The sequence below is a fragment of the Streptomyces sp. JNUCC 64 genome, from assembly GCF_054484115.1.
This window is the reverse complement of sequence record NZ_CM137015.1, coordinates 6680322-6696120: the sequence shown is the minus strand read 5'-3', so window position 1 is coordinate 6696120 and position 15799 is coordinate 6680322. Positions and strand designations below refer to the sequence as shown.

Here is a 15799-nt window from a genome sequence, read left to right as displayed (position 1 = left end):
GTCAGGATGTGGCCATCGGGACCCGCGTCGGACATGATCGGTGCGGGCCGGGCGGCGCGGCGGCGGCCGTCGTCCGCGCGACGGCCCGGACCGGGCCGGGCGCCCCCGCGCCGGCCCCCGGACGACCCGACACCACCGCCCCTCACGCCCGCAGGGAGACCCTCCGTGCCACATTCCATCGACGAAGCCTTCACGGCGTTGCCCTTGCGGGCCCTCGCCGACGCGGCGCTCGCGCGGGCCCGCGCGCTGGGCGCCGAGCACGCGGACTTCCGGCTGGAGCGGGTCCGCAGCGCCTCCTGGCGGCTGCGGGACGCCAAGCCGTCGGGCTCGTCGGACACCACCGACCTCGGCTACGCGGTGCGGGTCGTCCACGGCGGCACCTGGGGCTTCGCCTCGGGCGTCGACCTGACGATGGACGCGGCGGCCAAGGTCGCCTCCCAGGCCGTGGCGATGGCGAAGCTGTCGGCCCAGGTGATCCGGGCGGCCGGGTCCGACGAGCGGGTGGAGCTGGCGAACGAGCCGGTGCACGCCGACCGGACCTGGGTGTCGTCGTACGAGGTGGACCCGTTCACCGTGGCCGACGAGGAGAAGGCGGGACTGCTCGCCGAGTGGAGCGCGCGGCTGCTGGCCGCCAAGGGCGTGACCCATGTGGACGCGGCGCTGACCACCGTCCACGAGAACAAGTTCTACGCGGACACCGCGGGCACCGTCACCACCCAGCAGCGGGTGCGGCTGCATCCGGAGTTCACCGCGGTGGCGGTGGACGAGTCGACCGGTGAGTTCGACTCGATGCGCACCCTGGCGCCGCCGGTCGGGCGGGGCTGGGAGTACCTGACCGGGAACCACTGGGACTGGGCGGGCGAGCTGGAGTCGATCCCGGAGCTGCTGGCGGAGAAGATGCTCGCGCCGAGCGTCGAGGCGGGGCTGTACGACCTGGTGGTCGACCCGTCGAACCTGTGGCTGACCATCCACGAGTCGATCGGGCACGCCACCGAGCTGGACCGGGCGCTGGGCTACGAGGCGGCGTACGCGGGCACCTCCTTCGCGACCTTCGACCGGCTGGGCAAGTTGCGGTACGGCTCGGAGATCATGAACGTGACCGGCGACCGCACCGCCGAGCACGGGCTGGCGACCATCGGCTACGACGACGAGGGGGTGGCCGCGCAGTCCTGGGACCTGGTCCGCGGCGGCACGCTCGTCGGCTACCAGCTGGACCGGCGGATCGCCCGGCTGACCGGCTTCAAGCGGTCCAACGGGTGCGCGTACGCCGACTCCCCCGGGCACGTCCCGGTGCAGCGGATGGCGAACGTGTCGCTGCGGCCGGACCCGGCGGGGATGTCCACGGAGGACCTGATCGGCGGGGTGGAGCGGGGCGTCTACGTGGTCGGGGACCGGTCCTGGTCGATCGACATGCAGCGGTACAACTTCCAGTTCACCGGGCAGCGGTTCTTCCGCATCGAGAACGGCCGGATCACCGGTCAGCTGCGCGACGTGGCCTACCAGGCGACGACCACCGACTTCTGGGGGTCGATGACGGCGGTGGGCGGCCCCCAGACGTACGTCCTCGGCGGCGCCTTCAACTGCGGCAAGGCCCAGCCGGGCCAGGTCGCGGCGGTCTCCCACGGCTGCCCCAGCGCCCTGTTCCGGGGCGTCAACATCCTCAACACCACGCAGGAGGCCGGTCGATGAGCCCACGGGTGAGCAAGCCGCACGAGCTGGTCGAGCGGGCGCTGGAGCTGTCGCGGGCGGACGGCTGCGCGGTCATCGCGGACGAGCGGTCCACGGCCAATCTGCGCTGGGCGGGCAACGCGCTGACCACCAACGGGGTCACCCGGGGCCGCACCCTCACCGTCATCGCGACGGTGGACGGCGGCCAGGGGACGGCCTCCGGGGTGGTGTCGCGCTCGGCGGTGACCGCGGACGACCTGGAGCCGCTGGTGCGGGCGGCCGAGGAGGCGGCGCACGCGGCGGGCCCGGCGGAGGACGCCCAGCCGCTGGTGACCGGGACGCCGCCGTCCCCCGGTTTCACCGACGCCCCGGCCGAGACGTCCTCGGCGGTGTTCTCCGCGTTCGCCCCGGCGCTCGGGGAGGCGTTCGCCCGGGCCCGCTCCGGCGGCCGGGAGCTGTACGGTTTCGCCAATCACGAGCTGGTGTCGAGCTATCTGGGCACCTCGGCCGGGCTGCGGCTGCGGCACGACCAGCCCACCGGCACCCTGGAGCTGAACGCCAAGTCCCCCGACCGCACCCGTTCGGCCTGGGCGGGGCGCGCGACCAGGGACTTCACCGATGTGGACCCCGGTGAGCTGGACGCCGCTCTGGCCCGGCGGCTGGACTGGGCGCGGCGCCGGATCGACCTTCCGGCGGGGCGCTACGAGACGTTGCTGCCGCCGACCGCGGTGGCCGATCTGTTGATCTACCAGTACTGGTCGGCGGCGGGCCGGGACGCGGCCGAGGGGCGGACGGTGTTCTCGACGCCGGGCGGCGGCACCCGGGTCGGGGAGAAGCTGGCGGGGCTGCCGCTGACCCTGCGCAGCGATCCGGCGGAGCCGGGGCTGGAGACGGCGCCGTTCGTGCTGGCGCACTCCTCCGGCGGGGAGTCCTCGGTGTTCGACAACGGGCTGCCGCTGACCGCGACGGACTGGATCAGCGAGGGGGCGCTGTCCCGGCTGGTGACCACCCGGCACAGCGCCGGGCTGACCGGGCTGCCGGTGTCGCCGGGCATCGGCAACCTGATCCTGGACGGCGGCGACGACCGCTCCCTGGACGAGATGGTCGCGGCGACCGGGCGGGGACTGCTGCTGACCTGCCTGTGGTACATCCGCGAGGTGGATCCGGCGACCCTGCTGCTGACCGGGCTGACCCGGGACGGGGTGTACCTGGTGGAGGACGGCGAGGTGGTCGGGGAGGTCAACAACTTCCGGTTCAACGAGTCGCCGGTGGACCTGCTGGGACGGGCCGTGGAGGCCGGGCGGACGGAAAAGACATTGCCCCGCGAATGGAGCGATTGGTTCACTCGTGCGGCGATGCCCGCGCTGCGCGTGCCGGACTTCAACATGAGTTCGGTGAGCCAGGGCGTGTGACGCCGCTGGCTAGACTGGCCGTACCGGCCGCCCACGCGCCGGTACGGCCGGACGGCACGGGTGGACCCGGGCCGGACGGGCACCGCCCCGGTACCGGGCGTCGGGTGCCGGGTGCCGGGACGAACAAGCACTACGAGGAGACACGAGACCGTGACGGACATCGTCGACGAACTGAAGTGGCGCGGGCTGCTGGCCCTGTCCACCGATGAGGACGCCTTGCGCAAAGCGTTCGCGGACGGTCCCGTCACGTTCTATTGCGGCTTCGACCCGACCGCGCCCAGTCTGCACCTGGGCAACCTCGTGCAGATCCTGACCATGCGGCGGATCCAGCGGGCGGGCAACCGTCCGCTGGGGCTGGTCGGCGGGGCCACCGGGCTGATCGGCGACCCCAAGCCGAACTCGGAGCGCACGCTGAACGAGCCCGAGGTCGTCGCGGCCTGGGTGGAGCGGCTGCGGGGACAGATCCAGCCGCTGCTGGACTTCGAGGGCCCGAACGCGGCCGTCATGGTCAACAACCTGGACTGGACCCAGGGGATGTCGGCCATCGAGTTCCTGCGGGACGTGGGCAAGCACTTCCGGGTCAACAAGATGATCGCCAAGGAGGCCGTCTCCCGGCGGCTCAACTCCGACGCGGGCATCAGCTACACCGAGTTCAGCTACCAGATCCTGCAGGGCATGGACTACCTGGAGCTGTACCGGCGGTACGGCTGCACGCTCCAGACCGGCGGCAGCGACCAGTGGGGCAATCTGACCTCCGGCACCGACCTGATCCACCGGGTCGAGCCGGGCGCCCAGGTGCACGCGCTGGGCACCCCGCTGATCACCAAGGCGGACGGCACCAAGTTCGGCAAGACCGAGTCGGGCACCGTGTGGCTGGACCCGGAGATGACCACCCCGTACGCCTTCTTCCAGTTCTGGCTGAACGCGGACGACCGGGACGTGTCGAAGTTCCTCCGGATCTTCAGCTTCCGCTCCCACGAGGAGATCGAGGAGCTGGAGCGGGCCACCGAGGAGCGTCCGCAGGCCCGGGCGGCGCAGCGGGCGCTGGCCGAGGAGCTGACCACGCTGGTGCACGGCGCCGAGCAGTGCGCCGCGGTGACCGCCGCGTCGCGGGCGCTGTTCGGCCAGGGCGAGCTGGCGGACCTGGACCCGGCGACGCTGGCGGCGGCCCTCTCCGAGGTGCCGCACGCCCGGGTCGCCGCGCTCGCCCCGGTGGTGGACCTGTTCGCCGAGGTGGGTCTGGTGGCGAGCAAGTCGGCCGCGCGGCGCACCGTGAAGGAGGGCGGCGCGTACGTGAACAACGTCAAGGTCACCGCCGAGGACGCGGTGCCGGAGACGGCGGAGCTGCTGCACGGCCGCTGGCTGGTGCTGCGGCGCGGCAAGCGGAACCTGGCCGCGATCGAGGTCACGGGCGACGCGGGCTGAGGCCCCGCGCCCGGACGCCCGGCGCTCGGGAACACGGGGGTCGTGTCCGGGACCGTCGCCGGGCCCGGCTCCGGGAGCCGTCGTCAGGCGCCCTGTTTCTTCTTGTTGCCCCACAGCGCCATGTACGCCATGTCACCGAGGCCGACCACCACGATCGCCGCGATGAGCTGGAGGGTGTGTCTGCCCCAGTCGAAACCCCTGGTCTCGGCGATGCCGAACGCGGCCGCCAGGGAGTTGCCGATGACGGCCCCGATGATGCCGAAGATCGTCGTCAGCCACAGGGGGCTGTGCTGCTTGCCGGGGAGGATCGCCTTGGCGATGAGTCCCAGCACGAAACCGACGATGATCGCCCACAACCAGCCCATGGGTGCCTCCTGAATCCGGCTCGGCGGGTGGTGCGTCGTTCGTGCCCAGTGTCCGACCGATGCGCGTACGGCGCATGTCGGCGGACGGGTACGCGGTATGGCGCAGCGGCTTCGCGCGGTGGCGGTGCGCCCCGGTCTCGTGGCCCGTCCGGCCGGGGCGTACCGTGAGAACGGTCCGGGCCACGGGGGTCCGGCGGAGCGGGGCGGTGGTGGAACGCGATGCGGAAGCGGGGCGGCGCCGAGGTCTTCCGGATCACGGGGGCCCGGCAGGGGCTGGCCGAGGACGTGCGCCGCAGACAGCGGCGGTACGCGATCTCCATGTCCATCCGCACGGCCTCCGTGATCCTCGGCGTGGCGCTGTGGAACGTGGAACGCTATGTGGCCATTGTGGCGCTGGTTCTCGGGACGGTGCTGCCGTACATCGCGGTCGTGATCGCCAACGGCGGGCGGGAGAACGCCACTTCGCTGCCCTCGATCCTGGTGCCCGTGCCCGCCCCGCCGACCCTGCCGGGACCTGCGGCGGAACCGGGTGCGGAATCCCCCGGGGGCGCCTCCCCCGAGGACGGGGGCGGGGCCGGGGGGTCCGCGCCGGGGCCGACGGCCTGAGCGGAGCCATCACGCCAAGCTCAAGAAATGCTCAGATGAATCACGCGGATCCGGTGCCGGGCGGAGGGTGACGCGTGACATACTGCGTACGCGCTCCGCATCCCCCGTCGGAGCGACGGACCGACGCCGGGCAGCTCCCCCCGTGGCTGCCCGGCGTCGTTGTGTCCGGGGCCGTGCGCCGAGTCGTTTCCAGGGCCGTTCCGGGGCTGCTTCCCGAGCCGCCGCCGGGGCCCTCCCGCCCGGCGGGGCGTACGGATCACTCGCTTACTGTGGTGGGGTGAACGCGTTCTCCCCACCTTCCGGCCCTCCCCCGCGCACCGGTTCCTCCCCGGCTGCCGGGCTCCCGTCCCCGCCCGCCCCGGGCACCCCCGCCGCCTCCGGCGCCCCTGGCCCGTCCGACGCGCCGGAGCCGTCGGACGGCCCCGGCGCGTCGGGGACCGCCGGGCTGCCGGGGCTCCCCTTCCCCGGCTTCCCCGGGGCGGCCCCCGAGCCCGTGCCGGGCCCGCCGGTGTGTTCCGCCAAGGGCTGCCGGGCCGCCGCCGTATGGGTGCTCGCCTGGAACAACCCGAAGATCCACACTCCGGAGCGCCGCAAGACGTGGCTGGCCTGCGAGGAGCACCGGGAGTCCCTCTCCCAGTTCCTCGGGGTGCGCGGCTTCCTCAAGGACGTGGTGCCGCTCGCGGACTGGCGGGATCCCGCCAAGGGCTGACGCCCCGCCCGGCTCAGCCGCCGATCGCCGACATGGGCCGGTCCGGCTGGAGGAACGACGGGTCGTCGAGGCCGGAGCCGGGCTTCTTGCCCCACATCGCCCGCCGCCAGCGCCGGACGATCTCCTCGTCGGCGCGCCCGGGGTCGCCCCCGGCCCGCAGCACCGCCCGCAGATCCGTTTCCTCGCGGGCGAAGAGGCAGTCGCGGACCTGTCCGTCGGCGGTCAGCCGGGTGCGGTCGCAGGCCGCGCAGAACGGCCGGGTGACGGAGCCGATCACCCCGACCCGGTGGGGGCCGCCGTCGACCGTCCAGCGTTCGGCGGGGGCCGACCCCCGCCGCCGCGACTCCTCGGGCTCCAGGGCGAAGCGGGTGCGCAGCGAGGCGAGGACGTCGTCCGCGGTGATCATTCCCTGGCGCCGCCAGCCGTGCTGGGCGTCCAGCGGCATCTGCTCGATGAACCGCAGCTCGTAGCCGTGGTCGAGGGCCCAGGCCAGCAGGTCGGGGGCCTCGTCGTCGTTGAGGCCGGGCATCAGCACGGCATTGACCTTGACCGGGGCGAGCCCGGCGCGGCGCGCGGCGTCGAGACCGGCCAGCACGTCGGAGAGCCGGTCGCGGCGGGTGAGGGCCTTGAAGACCTCGGGGCGCAGGGTGTCGAGGGAGACGTTGACCCGGTCGAGGCCCGCGTCGCGCAGTGCCCGGGCGGTGCGGGCCAGTCCTATGCCGTTGGTGGTGAGGGAGATCCGGGGGCGGGGGGCCAGCGCGGCCACCCGGTCCACGATGGCGACCAGTCCGGGGCGCAGCAGCGGCTCGCCGCCGGTGAAGCGGACCTCGGTGACCCCGAGGCGGGTGACGGCGATCCGCACCAGGCGGACGATCTCGTCGTCGGTGAGCAGGTCGTCCTTGGCCAGCCAGGCCAGCCCCTCCTCGGGCATGCAGTAGGTGCAGCGGAGGTTGCACCGGTCGGTGAGGGAGACCCGGAGGTCGGTGGCGACGCGGCCATGGGTGTCGATGAGCATGTGGGCCCCCTTCCCGGTGGTGCCTCGGTCGCGCCCGGTGGCGCCTCGGTGTCGGCGCGGCCGGGGGCGGTCCGGCCGGGGCGTCCCGGGCCGGGCGGTCGCCGGGGCTCCGACACGAGCCTACGCGAGGCGAGGGGGGTGGCCGGGGTGATCCCCGTCGCGCGCGGGCGCCCGGCCCCGTCCGGGACACCGGGCGCCCGCGCGGCGCGGTCCGGGTCCGGTCAGTGGGCGCCGGTGCCGGTCAGCGAACGGACCTCCAGTTCGGCGTACTTGCCGGAGTCGGCGGGCTCCTTGGAGAGCAGGGTGCCGAGCCAGCCGAGCAGGAAGCCGAGCGGGATGGAGACGATCCCCGGGTTCTCCAGCGGGAACCAGTGGAAGTCGGCGTCCGGGAACATGGAGGTCGGCTTCCCGGAGACGACCGGGGAGAAGAGCACCAGGACGACCGCCGAGGTCAGCCCGCCGTAGATGGACCACAGGGCGCCCCGGGTGGTGAAGCGGCGCCAGAAGAGGCTGTAGAGGATCGTCGGCAGGTTGGCGGAGGCGGCGACGGCGAAGGCGAGCGCCACCAGTCCGGCGACGTTGAGGTCGCGGGCGAGGGCGCCGAGGCCGATGGAGACCACGCCGATGGCGACGGTGGCCCAGCGGGCGGCGCGCAGCTCCTGCTTCTCGGTGGCCCGGCCCTTCTTGATCACGTTGGCGTAGATGTCATGGGCGAACGACGAGGACGAGGCGAGGGTGAGTCCGGCGACCACCGCGAGGATGGTGGCGAACGCGACGGCGGAGATCGTCGCCAGCAGGACGGCGCCCCAGGTGGAGTCGGTGCCGCCGATGTGCAGGGCGAGCAGGGGGGCGGCGGTGTTGCCCGCCTTGTTGGAGGCGGTGATCTCCCCGGGCGGGATGAGGGCCGCCGCGCCGAAGCCGAGGGCGATGGTCATCAGGTAGAACGCGCCGATGATGCCGATGGCCCAGTTCACGGACTTCCGGGCGGCCTTGGCGGTGGGCACGGTGTAGAAGCGGATGAGGATGTGCGGCAGTCCGGCGGTGCCGAGGACCAGGGCGAGGCCCAGTGAGATGAAGTCGATCTTCGAGGTGGCGGTGGCGCCGTACTTGAGTCCGGGCTCCAGGAAGGCGGCGCCCTTGCCGCTGTTCGCGGCCGCCGTGCCCAGCAGGTCGGAGACGTCGAACCGGAACTTCAGCAGCACCAGGAAGGTGATCAGGAGGGCGCCGCCGATGAGGAGGACCGCCTTGACCATCTGGACCCAGGTGGTGCCCTTCATCCCGCCGATGGTGACGTACAGGATCATCAGCACCCCGACCAGGGCGACGATCGTGACCTTGCCGGCGTCGCTGGTGATGCCGAGCAGCAGGGAGACCAGGACGCCCGCCCCGGCCATCTGCGCGAGCAGGTAGAAGACGGACACCACGATGGTGGAGGTGCCGGCGGCGGTGCGCACCGGGCGCTGGCGCATCCGGTAGGCGAGGACGTCGCCCATGGTGTAGCGGCCGGAGTTGCGCAGCGGCTCGGCGACCAGCAGCAGGGCGACCAGCCAGGCGACGAGGAAGCCCACCGAGTAGAGGAAGCCGTCGTAGCCGAAGAGGGCGATGGCCCCGGCGATGCCCAGGAAGGACGCGGCGGACATGTAGTCGCCGGAGACGGCGAGCCCGTTCTGGAAGCCGGTGAACTGGCGGCCGCCCGCGTAGAAGTCGGCGGCGTCCTTGGTCTGGCGTCCGGCCCACACGGTGATGGCCAGGGTGGCGACGACGAACGCGGCGAACAGGGAGACGATCAGCGGCCGGTGTTCGCTCGCCTCGGAGGAGGCGGCGAGGACGGCCGGGGCGAGGTGCGCGGCGGCGCTCACGGGCGGCCCTCCAGCCGGTTCCGGATGGCCTCGGCCCGGGGGTCGAGCTGGGCGGCGGCGTACCGGGAGTACCACCAGGCGATGAGGAACGTGGTCAGGAACTGGGCGAGGCCGAGGACCAGGGCGACGTTGACGTTGCCGAAGAGCCGGGTGCCCATGAAGCCGCCCGCGTAGTTGGAGAGCAGCACGTAGAGCAGGTACCAGCCGATGAAGGCGGCGGTCAGGGGGAAGGCGAAGGAGCGGTAGGAGCGGCGCAGCTCGGTGAACTCCGGGCCGCTCTGGACCTCGGCGAACTCCTCGGTGGACGGCAGTCCGGTCCGGCGGGGCGGGCCGTCGTCGTGCGGTGGGGGTGGTGCGTCGGTTGCCACGGAGTCTCCTGGGGATGGGGGGTGTGACCCTGTTGTGGTGCGCGATGCGGTGGTGCGGGTGGTGACGGGCGCCGGGGGCGGCCCCGGGTCGGGGAGGTGCAGTTCGGTCATGTCGTTTCCTCGGGCCTCACGGTGACGCGGATCGCGCCCGGGGATGCCTGATTCGCCCGCGGACCGTGCCGGACGCGCTGGTCCCGCCCGGTCCGAAAGAGAGACCCTAGGCCCCGGGAGCGTGATCCGACAGGGGGCTTCACGGTCCGTTCCGGGTGTCCAACGGCCGGGCGGGGGCGGAGGAAGCGGCCGCCGGGGACTGAACGGACATTCAGCCGGGTACCCGTGACGGGGACTCGGCCGGGCACGGCGCAGCGCGCCCACCGGGGGCGGCGCCGCACGTCCACCGGGCACGGCACCACGCGCTCACCAGGGACGGTGCCGCGCGCATTCCCCCCAACTGGACGCGCATAGAACGGCGTGTTCGGCATTTCTTCGGGAAATCATTGAAGGGCGGGGACGCCGGGGGATAGCTTCACCCCTGAGCCATACGTCATGTACCTGCCCGACCAACGACCCCCCGGTCGGGCTCCCCCCGTTTCCGGATGATGTGGAGATCCCATGGTCCCGCTGCGCTCCAGACGCCGTTCGGCCCTGACGGTGCCGGTCGGTCTGGCGCTCACCGCGGCTCTCGGCTTCCTGCCGGGCACCGCGTCCGCCGTACCGGTCGGCTCGTCCACCGCCTCACCGGCGGCGACCATCCCGGTGACCGCCCCCACCGACGGCCCCAAGCAGGCCTACGTGGTGAACACCCGGGTCGACCGCAAGACGGTCGCCTCGGTGCGCGAGGCGATCGCCCGCGCGGGCGGCGAGGTCGTCATCGCGTACGACCGGATCGGCGTGATCGTCGCCCACTCGGCCAACCCCGACTTCGCGAAGACCCTGCGCGAGGTGCGCGGCGTCACCTCCGCCGGGGCGACCCGCACCGCGCCGCTGCGCGCCGCGGGCACCACCCAGGAGGGCCCCCCGGAGTACCTGTCGAAGGCCGCGGCCGCCGCCGCGGGCAAGGCGTCCCTCGCCGCCGCGGGCAAGAACACGGTGCCCGACACGGAGCCGCTGGAAGCCGAACAGTGGGACATCCGGGCGATCGGCGCCGACAAGGCCGCGAAGATCAACCCCGGTAGCTCCAAGGTGACCGTCGCCGTGATCGACACCGGCGTCGACGACACCCACCCGGACCTCGCGCCGAACTTCTCCGCCTCCCAGTCCGCGAACTGCGTGGGCGGCAAGGCCGACACCTCGCCGGGCGCCTGGCGGCCCCAGACGCCCGACCACTACCACGGCACCCATGTGGCCGGGGAGATCGCCGCCGCCCGCAACGGCATCGGCGTGGCGGGCGTGGCCCCCGGGGTGAAGGTCTCCGGCATCAAGGTCGCCGACCCGGTCACCGAGCTGTTCTACCCGGAGGCCGTGGTCTGCGCCTTCGTGTTCGCCGCCGACCGCGGCGTCGAGATCACCAACAACAGCTACTACATCGACCCGTGGCTGTACAACTGCATGGCCGACCCCGACCAGCGGGCCGTCGTGCACGCCGTCAACCGGGCCCAGCTGTACGCCCAGCGCAAGGGCGTGCTGCACCTCGCCTCGGCGGGCAACTCCAACCACGACCTCGGCGGGGACGCGATCCTGGACGACTCCAGCCCCAACGACACGGTGCCGGTGCCCCGGACCATCGACCCGAGCGAGTGCTACGACCTGCCCACCCAGCTCCCGGGCGTGGTCACCGTCAGCGCGACCGGTTCGAAGGACGCCAAGTCGTACTACTCCTCGTACGGCCACCCCGTGGTGGACGTCGCGGCTCCCGGTGGCGACCGCCGCTACCAGATCCCCGACACCCCGTCGAAGAACGGGCGCATCCTCTCCACCATGCCCAACAACGACTACGCCTACCTCCAGGGCACCTCGATGGCCGCGCCGCACGCCGCCGGGGTCGCCGCGCTGCTGAAGTCCGAGCACCCGTGGGCCTCCCCGGCGGCGATCCAGGCGCTGCTCAAGGCCCAGGCCGACAACCCGGGCTGCCCGGCCGAGCCCTACGACCCGGACGGGAACGGGGTCGTGGACGCGGTCTGCGAGGGCGGCAAGCGGGTCAACGGCTTCTACGGCTTCGGCATCGTCGACGCCCTCGAAGCCGTCGACTGACCGGACCACCGCACCGCTCCGCACCACTGAGACCGGCCTCCCGGTCCGGTCCGGCCGACCCGTTCGGCCCGGACCGGACCGGGACCGGCCCCGGGGGGACGCCCGGCCGGCGGGCCGTCGTCCGCCCCGGGGCCACCGGGACGGGTGCGGCGGCGAGCACGACACGTACGACCCGTACGACACCGTGGGGCGGGCACCGCACGCACACCGCGCGTACCGCACGCGCCGTGCGCTCCGTGCGCCCTGCGCCGGAACGACCGCCCGACGAGGCGCCGACGGACGGCGGAACGAACCGAACTGCCCGAACTGCCTGACCAGCCCGAACGACCCGGCGACCCGGCGACCCGGCGACCCGGCGACCCGGACCACGCTGACGGTTCGGGACGGCGCTGACCGTTCCGGACGGCGCGTGCGCTTCCGGCGGCCGGGACGCCCGGAGCCCGTCGCACTCGCGCGGACTCCACCGCACCGGACCCCGTCCGGGAGGTCCCGGACCCCGGTCCCGGCCTTCGTCCGGCCCCCGGGGACGGAACACCCCCTCCCCGCACCGGCGGCCCGCGCACCCGGCGGACACCGCGCGGCGCCCGCCGCCCCGCCCGTGGAGCCCCGGCCCGGTAGCCGTAGCCGCCGGACGCCGTGCCCGCCCGCACTCCCCTCCCCTCCCCCGAGTTCCCCACCCCCGACCCCGGCGCGCCGTGCGCGCCGGTACGACGATCCGGAGATCAGATGAACAACCGTCGCCCGCTCACCCGGCGCACCGTCGCCGTTCCGCTCGGCATGGCCGTCGCCTCCACCCTGGCCTTCCTCCCCCACGCCACCCCGGCGACCGCCGCCGACACGGAGGCCACCCCGGCCGCGCTGAGCGCCGCCACGGTGACCGAGGGCACCAACCTCAGCTACGTCGTCAACCTGCGCCACCGGCACGCCGCCGACTCCGTGGAGCGGGCCATCACCCGCGCCGGGGGCACCGTCGTCGCCACCTACGCGAAGATAGGCGTGATCGTCGCCCACTCCACCGACCCGGACTTCGCCAAGGTGCTCCGCACCGTGCGCGGCGTCGAGTCGGCGGGCGCCACCCGGACCGCTCCGCTGCCCGCGCAGGCCACCGAGGTCGTCGGGGCGCCGCAGGTGCTCTCCGCCGAGGAGGTCCGGGCGGCCACCGAGGCGGCGACCGGCACCCAGGACCCGCTGCAGCCGCTCCAGTGGAGCCTGCCCGCGATCAAGGCGGACAAGGCGCACGAGAAGACGCTGGGCAGCCGGGACGTGACCGTCGCCGTCATCGACACCGGCGTCGACGACACCCACCCGGACATCGCCCCGAACTTCGACCGCGAGGCGTCCGTCAACTGCGTGGGCGGCAAGCCCGACACCACCGAGGGCGCCTGGCGTCCGGGCGCGGGCGAGAGCGCGCACGGCACGCACGTCGCCGGGGAGATCGCCGCGGCCAAGGACGGCGCGGGCATGACCGGGGTCGCGCCGGGCGTGAAGGTCTCCGGCATCAAGGTGTCCACCCCGGCGGGCTTCTTCTACACCGAGGCCGTCGTCTGCGGCTTCATGTGGGCCGCCGAGAACGACGTGGACATCACCAACAACAGCTACTACACCGACCCGTGGTACTTCAACTGCGACGACGACCCGGACCAGCGTGCCCTGGTCGAGGCCGTGTCGCGGGCCGCCCGGTACGCCGAGCGCAAGGGCGCGGTGAACGTCGCCGCAGCGGGCAACGAGAACTTCGACCTGGCCGCCGACGAGCTGACCGACCCGTCCAGCCCGAACGACAGCGTCCCGGGCACCCGGGTCGTGGACCCGTCCGAGTGTCTCGACATCCCGACCCAGCTCCCCGGCGTGGTGACCACCTCGTCGATCGGCGCCAAGGGCCTCAAGTCGTCGTTCTCCAACTACGGCAAGGGCGTCGTCGACATCGCCGCCCCCGGTGGCGACTCGACCGCGTACCAGCGTCCCGAGGCGCCCGCCACCAGCGGTCTGATCCTCGGCACCCTGCCGGGCGGGCGCTGGGGCTACATGGCCGGGACGTCGATGGCCTCCCCGCACGCCGCCGGGGTCGCCGCGCTCATCAAGTCCACCCACCCGCGGGCCACCCCCGAGCAGGTCAAGGCGCTGCTGTACCGGGGTGCCGACGCCACCCCGTGCACCGACCCGTACGACATCAACGGCGACGGCAAGGTCGACGCCGTCTGCGAGGGCGGCAAGAACCGCAACGGCTTCTACGGGGTGGGCGTCGCCGACGCCCTGGACGCCGTCGCCAAGAAGCACAAGTAAGCGCGGGCCCGCGCGGTAGCGCGGGCGACCGACGCGCCCCGGGCCGGGGCCGTCCGACGGGTAACGCGCGCCCGTCGGACGGCCCCGGCCCCGTCGCGTCCGCCGTCCGGTCGGACGGCACCGGCCCTCGCCGCGTCCTGCCCCGTCACGTCCGGCTCTCGTCGCGCCCCGCCCCGGCCCTGTCACGTCCGGCCCTCACCGCACCCCGCCCCGGTCCGGGCCGGTCCCGTCACGTCCGGCGCTCGTCGCGATGTGGCCGCCCCGGCACGTCCCACGGCCCGGGTCACTCGCCCTCCCGACGGTCCGGCCACGGGTCTAGGGTCGCGGCCATGACTCCTCCGCACCCCCCGCCGACCGAGCCGCCCGGACCGTCCGGACCGACCGGAACGTCGGAGCCGTCCGGGCCGGTCGCCCCGGACACCGCCGCCGCCTGGGCCGCGCTGGGCGGCGACCCCGCGCTGCTCGACCGGGTCACCGTCGTCGTCCGCGAGGGCGCCCTGTCCGCGCGGCTGCCGGTCCGTGACCTCGCCCGCGCCTGTGTGGGCTCCTGCGCGCTGGCGGCGGCCGAACTCGCCGCCGCCCGGCGGCCCGGTACGGACGTCCCGGAGGTGCGGGTGGACGACGGGGCGGTGGCCACCGCCTTCGTCAGCGAGCGGCACCTGCGGGTGGCCGGACGGACGCCGGTCACCTTCGCCCCGCTGTCGCGGTGGTGGCGCGCGGCCGACGGCTGGGTGCGCACCCACGCCAACTACCCGCACCACCGGGCCCGGCTGCTGACCGCGCTGGGGGTGCCGCCTGGCACGGACGACGAGGAGGCCGTGGCGCGCGTCGCCCGGGCCCTGGCCGACCGGGACGCCACCCGGACGGAGCAGACGGTGTACGCGGCGGGCGGGCTGGCCGTGGCCCTGCGCACCCCCGCCGGGTGGGCCGCCCATCCGGCGGGCGCGGCGGCGGCCGGAGGGCCCCTGGTCGTCCGGGAGCCGTCGGGTTCCCGGACGGGCCAGGCGCCCCCGCCGCACCCGCCGGCGGACGGTGAGCCGCCCGCCGCCGGGGTGCGGGTCCTGGACCTCACCCGGGTGATCGCCGGGCCGGTCGCCACCCGGGTGCTGGCCCTGCTCGGCGCGGACGTGCTGCGGGTGGACGCCCCGGGACTGCCCGAACTGGCCGACGCGCACGCCGACACCGGGTTCGGGAAGCGGTCGACGGCCCTGGACCTGGCCACCCGCTCCGGACGCCGTGACCTCGACGCGCTGCTGGAGCGGGCCGACGTGGTGGTGACGGGGTACCGGCCCGGCGGCCTGGACCGCTTCGGGCTGTCCCCCGAGGCGCTGGCCGACCGACGGCCCGGACTGGTCGTCGCCCGGCTGTCGGCCTGGGGGACGGCCGGGCCCTGGGCCGGGCGGCGGGGCTTCGACAGCCTGGTGCAGGCCGCCTCCGGCATCGCCCACGCCGAGGGGACGCCCGGCGGGGAGCCGGGGGCGCTGCCCGCGCAGGCCCTCGACCACGGCAGCGGCTATCTGCTCGCCGCGGCGGTGCTGCGTTCCCTGACGGAACGTCACCAGGACGGCGGGGGACGGTCCGTGAGCCTTTCGCTGGCCCGTACGGCGGCCTGGCTGACCGGAGCCGCCCCGGTCCCCGCACCCCGGTCCCACCCACCGGTGGGGACCGTCACGGGCGATCGCTACGACGCGCCGGACGTCTGGCTGGTGGAACGGGACACGCCAACCGGACGGCTGCGCCACGCCCTGCCGCCCGTCCGGTTCACGGGCGGTCCCCTCGACTGGGCCGCCCCGCCCGGACCGTGGGCGGCCGACCCGGCGCGCTGGCGGGACGACCCGGTCTGACTTGCCCCCGTCCGTCACGGGTGGTGAAGATTCGGTGTGGACTCCCTACCCCCGATAT

12 protein-coding genes are annotated in these 15799 nt (G+C 74.2%); 8 read left to right on the top strand and 4 right to left on the bottom strand.

Annotated features, from left to right (window positions below; translation table 11 throughout):
- Positions 1-165: 165 nt before the first annotated feature.
- The 3 genes from ACVWNX_RS27615 (at position 166) to tyrS (ending at position 4505) form a co-directional block, all read left to right on the top strand.
- Entirely contained in the window at positions 166-1689 is a 1524-nt protein-coding gene (locus ACVWNX_RS27615) for a TldD/PmbA family protein (protein WP_454410876.1), read from the top strand.
- A complete protein-coding gene (locus ACVWNX_RS27610) occupies positions 1686-3080 on the top strand; it encodes a metallopeptidase TldD-related protein (protein WP_454410874.1) in 1395 nt (464 codons plus the stop codon). Before ACVWNX_RS27615 ends, ACVWNX_RS27610 begins: the two co-directional genes overlap by 4 nt.
- Before the next feature lie 150 nt (positions 3081-3230).
- Positions 3231-4505, top strand: coding sequence for a tyrosine--tRNA ligase (gene tyrS, locus ACVWNX_RS27605; protein ID WP_454410872.1), 1275 nt, complete (start codon positions 3231-3233; stop codon positions 4503-4505).
- 83 nt (positions 4506-4588) lie between these two features.
- Here tyrS and ACVWNX_RS27600 read toward each other — a convergent pair whose 3' ends face one another.
- Positions 4589-4870 (bottom strand): GlsB/YeaQ/YmgE family stress response membrane protein, encoded by a 282-nt coding sequence (locus ACVWNX_RS27600; RefSeq protein ID WP_454410871.1) that lies wholly within the window; start codon positions 4868-4870, stop codon positions 4589-4591.
- A gap of 219 nt (positions 4871-5089) precedes the next feature.
- Here ACVWNX_RS27600 and ACVWNX_RS27595 point away from each other — a divergent pair, with 219 nt between their 5' ends.
- The gene (locus ACVWNX_RS27595) at positions 5090-5476 is read left to right on the top strand and encodes a DUF3099 domain-containing protein (RefSeq protein ID WP_454410870.1); all 387 of its coding nucleotides are present in this window, start codon (positions 5090-5092) and stop codon (positions 5474-5476) included.
- 445 nt (positions 5477-5921) lie between these two features.
- Positions 5922-6185, top strand: a complete 264-nt coding sequence (locus ACVWNX_RS27590) for a hypothetical protein (RefSeq protein WP_454414966.1) — start codon at positions 5922-5924, stop codon at positions 6183-6185.
- 13 nt (positions 6186-6198) lie between these two features.
- On the opposite strand, the gene moaA is transcribed toward ACVWNX_RS27590, so the two are convergent.
- From moaA to ACVWNX_RS27575, 3 genes are all read right to left on the bottom strand, one after another.
- Entirely contained in the window at positions 6199-7200 is a 1002-nt protein-coding gene (gene moaA, locus ACVWNX_RS27585; protein ID WP_454410869.1) for a GTP 3',8-cyclase MoaA, read from the bottom strand.
- Positions 7201-7421: 221 nt separating this feature from the next.
- Positions 7422-9059, bottom strand: a complete 1638-nt coding sequence (locus ACVWNX_RS27580) for a solute symporter family protein (RefSeq protein ID WP_454410868.1) — start codon at positions 9057-9059, stop codon at positions 7422-7424.
- Positions 9056-9427: a DUF485 domain-containing protein gene (locus ACVWNX_RS27575; RefSeq protein ID WP_454410866.1), complete on the bottom strand. Its 372-nt coding sequence runs from the start codon at positions 9425-9427 to the stop codon at positions 9056-9058. The genes ACVWNX_RS27580 and ACVWNX_RS27575 overlap by 4 nt, the downstream gene beginning before the upstream one ends.
- A 612-nt stretch (positions 9428-10039) precedes the next feature.
- On the opposite strand from ACVWNX_RS27575, the gene ACVWNX_RS27570 reads away from it, so the two are divergent.
- The 3 genes from ACVWNX_RS27570 (at position 10040) to ACVWNX_RS27560 (ending at position 15741) form a co-directional block, all read left to right on the top strand.
- Positions 10040-11617 carry a S8 family serine peptidase gene (locus ACVWNX_RS27570; protein WP_454410864.1) on the top strand — a complete coding sequence of 526 codons (1578 nt, stop codon included), beginning with the start codon at positions 10040-10042 and terminating at the stop codon, positions 11615-11617.
- 726 nt (positions 11618-12343) lie between these two features.
- Positions 12344-13897, top strand: coding sequence for a S8 family serine peptidase (locus ACVWNX_RS27565; RefSeq protein ID WP_454410863.1), 1554 nt, complete (start codon positions 12344-12346; stop codon positions 13895-13897).
- 329 nt (positions 13898-14226) lie between these two features.
- Positions 14227-15741, top strand: coding sequence for a CoA transferase (locus tag ACVWNX_RS27560; protein WP_454410861.1), 1515 nt, complete (start codon positions 14227-14229; stop codon positions 15739-15741).
- Positions 15742-15799 lie beyond the last annotated feature (58 nt).

Coding starts and splice junctions, on each gene's coding strand:
- ACVWNX_RS27610 (WP_454410874.1), top strand. CDS start 1,686: ATGAGCCCACGGGTGAGCAAGCCGCACGAGCTGGTCGAGCGGGCGCTG.
- moaA (WP_454410869.1), bottom strand. CDS start 7,200: ATGCTCATCGACACCCATGGCCGCGTCGCCACCGACCTCCGGGTCTCC.
- ACVWNX_RS27565 (WP_454410863.1), top strand. CDS start 12,344: ATGAACAACCGTCGCCCGCTCACCCGGCGCACCGTCGCCGTTCCGCTC.
- ACVWNX_RS27600 (WP_454410871.1), bottom strand. CDS start 4,870: ATGGGCTGGTTGTGGGCGATCATCGTCGGTTTCGTGCTGGGACTCATC.
- ACVWNX_RS27570 (WP_454410864.1), top strand. CDS start 10,040: ATGGTCCCGCTGCGCTCCAGACGCCGTTCGGCCCTGACGGTGCCGGTC.
- ACVWNX_RS27595 (WP_454410870.1), top strand. CDS start 5,090: ATGCGGAAGCGGGGCGGCGCCGAGGTCTTCCGGATCACGGGGGCCCGG.
- ACVWNX_RS27560 (WP_454410861.1), top strand. CDS start 14,227: ATGACTCCTCCGCACCCCCCGCCGACCGAGCCGCCCGGACCGTCCGGA.